This window comes from Streptomyces sp. NRRL S-495, from assembly GCF_000966955.1.
Classification (GTDB): Bacteria; Actinomycetota; Actinomycetes; order Streptomycetales; family Streptomycetaceae; genus Kitasatospora; species Kitasatospora purpeofusca.
In genome coordinates this window covers 1-3,846 of the sequence record NZ_JZWY01000846.1, presented here as the reverse complement: position 1 = coordinate 3,846, position 3,846 = coordinate 1, and the positions used below count along the sequence as shown (strand labels likewise).

Sequence of the window (3,846 nt, the reverse complement as noted above, 5' to 3'; positions counted from 1 at the left end):
GGACGGCGCGGACGGCGCGCGCGGCCTCAGGCCAGCTCGGCGAGGAAACCCAGCAGGGCGTCGGCGGTGGCCTCCGGGTGGTCGGCCATCGGGTAGTGCCCGGCGCCCTCGACCATCACCTTGCGCGCCCCGAGCGCGGCGGCCTGCCGGTCGGCGATCAGCTCCGGGTCACCGAAGTCGGGGTCCTTGGAACCCATCACCACCAGCGCCGGGCAGCGCACGGCCGAGGTCCAGCCGACGGGCGAGGCGTCGCCGCGGACATGGCCGCGGGTGGCGGTCCGCCGGCCCGGGGTGCGCAGCGCGGAGACCAGCCCGGCCACGTACTCCTCGTGGTCGGCGGGCTTGGGGCCGGGGAAGGCGGCCTTGCGCAGGTAGAGCCCCCAGAACGCGGGCGAGCGCACCACCAGGGCGCCCATCGCGCGGACCACCGCCCGCTGCAGGGCGGTCGGCGGCACGTTCTCGATGAAGGCGTCCAGCAGGACGATCCCGGCGACCCGCCCGGGGGCGTCCCCGGCGGCCCTGACCACGCTGGCGCCGGTGTAGGAGCTGCCCGCCAGCACGGCCCGGTCGATGCCCAGGTGGTCCAGCAGGGCGAGGACGTCGCCGGCGATCGCGGCGGGGGAGTAGTCCTCCCAGAGGATCGAGGACTCGCCGAAGCCGCGCAGGTCCATGGTGATCACCCGACGGCCGGCGGCGGTCAGCAGCGGGCGCAGGTGGCGGTACGCGGCCCGGCTGTCGAGCATCCCGGGGAGCAGGACGACGGGGGCGCCGTCGCCGTGCCCGGTGTCGTCGAAGGCGATCCGGCCACCGGGAAGGTCGAGGTAGCGGGTGGCGGGGGCGATGGTGCCGTTCATGGGAGCCTCCTCGGGGCGGGTCATCGGCGAGTGCCGATAGCCATAAAGCTAAGGCTAATAGCCTTAGCCGTCAAGCTCTCCCGAGCGGCGATCCGCGCCCGGGCCGGCCGGACCCCTCCGCCCCGCCGGTCAGACTCCCTCCACCTTGAACGGGTCGTGCTCGGTCAGCAGCTTGTCCAGCCGGGCCTGGTCGACCCTGGTGACGAGATCGGTGGTCTCCTGCCGGTCCCGGACCACCTTGGCCAGGGTGAACGCGGAGGTGACCGTCCAGAGCAGGCCGACGGCGAGGAAGGCCCTGGTCCACGGTTCGACCGGGAGGAAGGCGATCCCGAAGCCGAGGGCGGTGCCGGAGAGGGCGAAGGACAGGACGGCCTGGATGTAGTAGGCGGCGGTGGTGCGTGACTGCATCGGTGCGCTCATGGCGCCCAGAATGGCCGCGCGATTCCGGCCGCACATGAGTAGTCGTACTCAGATGGGACCCCGTTCGTTGACGTCCTCTCACGTTCGGTAGTGTCAGCTGTCATCAAACGTCACAAAACGCCCATCCAGCCGCGTAGCGTCCGATCCGTGTCCGGTCGTCACCAACGGATGGCTTGGAATCGAGGGACTCTCGGATTAACGTTTGATAACGCAGCGCGGTCCGCAACGCCGTACCCAGACGGCACCGTGCGCCGTCGCCTAATCCCGCCGGCCGGCCTCCGGGCAGGTCATGGGAGCCGGGGAACCATGTTCCTTGGGGTGAATCGGTCGGGCCAGGGCACCGCCCAGGCTCAGCCGTAGGAGACCTTCCTGCTCCGAACCCGTCAGCTAACCCGGTAGGCGCGAAGGAAGGAAAGGAGCGCGCCTCCGTGGCGTCGACGCACACCCAGGCACACCCGGCCGGGCCCTCCACCGGCACCCAGCTGCTCGACCATCCGGGCCCGTTCGCCGGCCACGGCCCCTTCGGCGGCCCCGCCGACGAGAGCGCCCCGCCGGCCGCCGACACCAGCCGGCACCGGATGCCCCGTCAGACCCGCGGCACCGCGCCGCTGCTCGGCGTCACCGCCGTCGCCGCCACCCTGGGCGCGACCGGCTTCGCCTCCGCCACCCCGGCCGCCGCGCCCGCCGTGGAGACCCCCGACGAGACCCCGGTCGCGCTCTCCGCCGACCCCGGCCTCGCGCTCGCCGCCCGGATCCAGCAGCAGGCCGACAGCCAGCGCACCGCGGCCGAGGAGACCGCCCGGGTCCAGGCCGCCCAGGAGGCCGAGGCCAAGCGCGCCGCCCAGGTCGCCCAGCAGGAGCAGGCCAGGCGCACCGCCGAGGAGGCCGAGAAGGCCAAGCTCGCGGCCATCAAGCTGCCGGTGCGCGACTACCGGCTCTCCGCCCACTACGGCCAGAGCGCGCGCTACTGGGCCCACCTGCACACCGGCCTGGACTTCGCCGCCGACCAGGGCGAACCCGTCTACGCGGTCGGCCAGGGCACCATCACCTCGGCCGGCTGGGCCGGCGCCTACGGCTACCGGATCGTCGAGACCCTGCCCGACGGCACCGAGATCTGGTACTGCCACCTCTCCTCGATCATCAAGGGCTCCGGCAAGGTCCTCCCCGGCCAGCAGATCGGCAAGGTCGGCGCGACCGGCAACGTCACCGGCGCCCACCTGCACGTCGAGGTCCGCCCCGGCGGCGGCGCCCCGGTCGACCCGGAGACCTGGTTCGAGCAGCGCGGCGTCACCCCCTGACCCCGCCTCCCCCCGAACAGCACGAGGGGCCCCGGCCGCACCGGCCGGGGCCCCTCGCCGTGTTCCGCGCCTACTCCGCCGGCTCCTCCGCCGCCGTTTCCGTCGGCTCGTCCCCGTCCACCGGCTCCTCCGCCCAGGCCGCGTCCAGCCCGGCCAGATAGGCGTCGATCTCCGCCGGCCCCGGCTCCGGCGCCAGCTCCGGGAACTCCGCCACCAGCAGCTCCGGCAGCCCCGGCACCGTCCAGGTGCCGGCCAGCTCCAGCGCCACCAGCGCCGCCGCCTCCTCGAACGCCCCGAAGTCCCCGGCCAGCTCCTCCGGCATCGGCCGGCCCAGCGCCGTCAGCTCGGCCAGGTTCCGGTAGCTGCGCCGCATCAGTCCCTGCTCCAGCAGCCGCCGCGCGCCGTCCGTGGCCATCCCGACCGCCAGGGTCCGGCCGCCGGCCTCCCAGCCCCCGTCGTCCACCGGGTCCAGCACGCCCTCCGCCTCCAGCGCCGCGAACGCCGCCAGCCGCTCCTCCTCCGGCAGCTCCCGGAACCCCTCCAGCCAGGCCCGCACCGCCTCCCCGTCGGCGGTGTCCACCCCGGCCGCGCGCAGCAGCAGGGTGTACAGCCGGGGCCAGGTCACCAGGTCCGCCCGGCGCAGCAGCCCGGCCGCCACCTCGCCCTGCCACTCGGCCTCCGCGTGCAGCCGCTCCTGCCGCTTGGCGTTCAGCCGCTTCGCCGCCCGCCGGTGGTCGATCAGCAGCCGCACCGCAGCGCCGTACGCCAGCGGGTCCTGGCCCGGCTCCGGCTGGACGTACAGGTACAGGCGCTCGTACAGCAGGTGCTCCACCGCGGCGGAGGTCGGTTCGGGCCAGCCGTCGTGCATCCTGCCCTCGCCCAGCTCCAACAGCGCCAGCACCGCTCGCAGCGGGCTCTCGGCGACCGGCTCCCGGCCCTCCGCCTCCGCCCAGGCGAGCAGCTCGGCGGCCTTGGTGCGCGGGACGAGCCGCAGGTCTTCGTCTTCCATAACCACGAACCGTAACCGCTGGTCGCGGGTAGGGTCGGGAGCCATGGTCCCCGTTCGACTCACCGGCCCCCGGCTTGCCGTTCGCGAGTTCCACCACACCCCCGAGGACGTGGCCGCGCTGCACGCCGTGTTCGGCGACCCGGAGGCCACCCGCTACCTCCCGTTCGCCCCGCGCGACCTGGAGACCTGCGCCGACCAGGTCGCCCAGTTCGTCGAGGAGGCCGAGAAGGAGCACCGGGAGGTCTACCGGCTCGCCGTCACCCGC

General features: G+C 74.3%; 4 protein-coding genes, 1 pseudogene and 1 riboswitch. Of the genes and pseudogenes, 2 read left to right on the top strand and 3 right to left on the bottom strand.

The features are described 5' to 3' along the window. Positions 1-26 precede the first annotated feature (26 nt). The gene (locus VR45_RS34790) at positions 27-854 is read right to left on the bottom strand and encodes an alpha/beta hydrolase (RefSeq protein WP_052709612.1); all 828 of its coding nucleotides are present in this window, start codon (positions 852-854) and stop codon (positions 27-29) included. A gap of 129 nt (positions 855-983) precedes the next feature. Beyond that, the gene (locus VR45_RS34785) at positions 984-1,274 is read right to left on the bottom strand and encodes a YiaA/YiaB family inner membrane protein (protein WP_045943908.1); all 291 of its coding nucleotides are present in this window, start codon (positions 1,272-1,274) and stop codon (positions 984-986) included. A 245-nt stretch (positions 1,275-1,519) separates the two neighbouring features. Then, a riboswitch (cyclic di-AMP (ydaO/yuaA leader) is annotated at positions 1,520-1,690 on the top strand. A gap of 12 nt (positions 1,691-1,702) precedes the next feature. Here VR45_RS34785 and VR45_RS34780 point away from each other — a divergent pair. Continuing rightward, positions 1,703-2,572, top strand: coding sequence for a M23 family metallopeptidase (locus tag VR45_RS34780; protein WP_052709611.1), 870 nt, complete (start codon positions 1,703-1,705; stop codon positions 2,570-2,572). A gap of 70 nt (positions 2,573-2,642) precedes the next feature. On the opposite strand, the gene VR45_RS34775 is transcribed toward VR45_RS34780, so the two are convergent. After that, the gene (locus tag VR45_RS34775; protein ID WP_045943907.1) at positions 2,643-3,581 is read right to left on the bottom strand and encodes a hypothetical protein; all 939 of its coding nucleotides are present in this window, start codon (positions 3,579-3,581) and stop codon (positions 2,643-2,645) included. A 43-nt stretch (positions 3,582-3,624) separates the two neighbouring features. Here VR45_RS34775 and VR45_RS34770 point away from each other — a divergent pair. After that, positions 3,625-3,846, top strand: a pseudogene (locus tag VR45_RS34770) (GNAT family N-acetyltransferase); the annotation flags it as partial.

Bases quoted from the DNA above. Each gene is read 5' to 3' on its own strand.
- VR45_RS34785 (WP_045943908.1), bottom strand. From the start codon at position 1,274: ATGAGCGCACCGATGCAGTCACGCACCACCGCCGCCTACTACATCCAG.
- VR45_RS34775 (WP_045943907.1), bottom strand. From the start codon at position 3,581: ATGGAAGACGAAGACCTGCGGCTCGTCCCGCGCACCAAGGCCGCCGAG.
- VR45_RS34790 (WP_052709612.1), bottom strand. From the start codon at position 854: ATGAACGGCACCATCGCCCCCGCCACCCGCTACCTCGACCTTCCCGGT.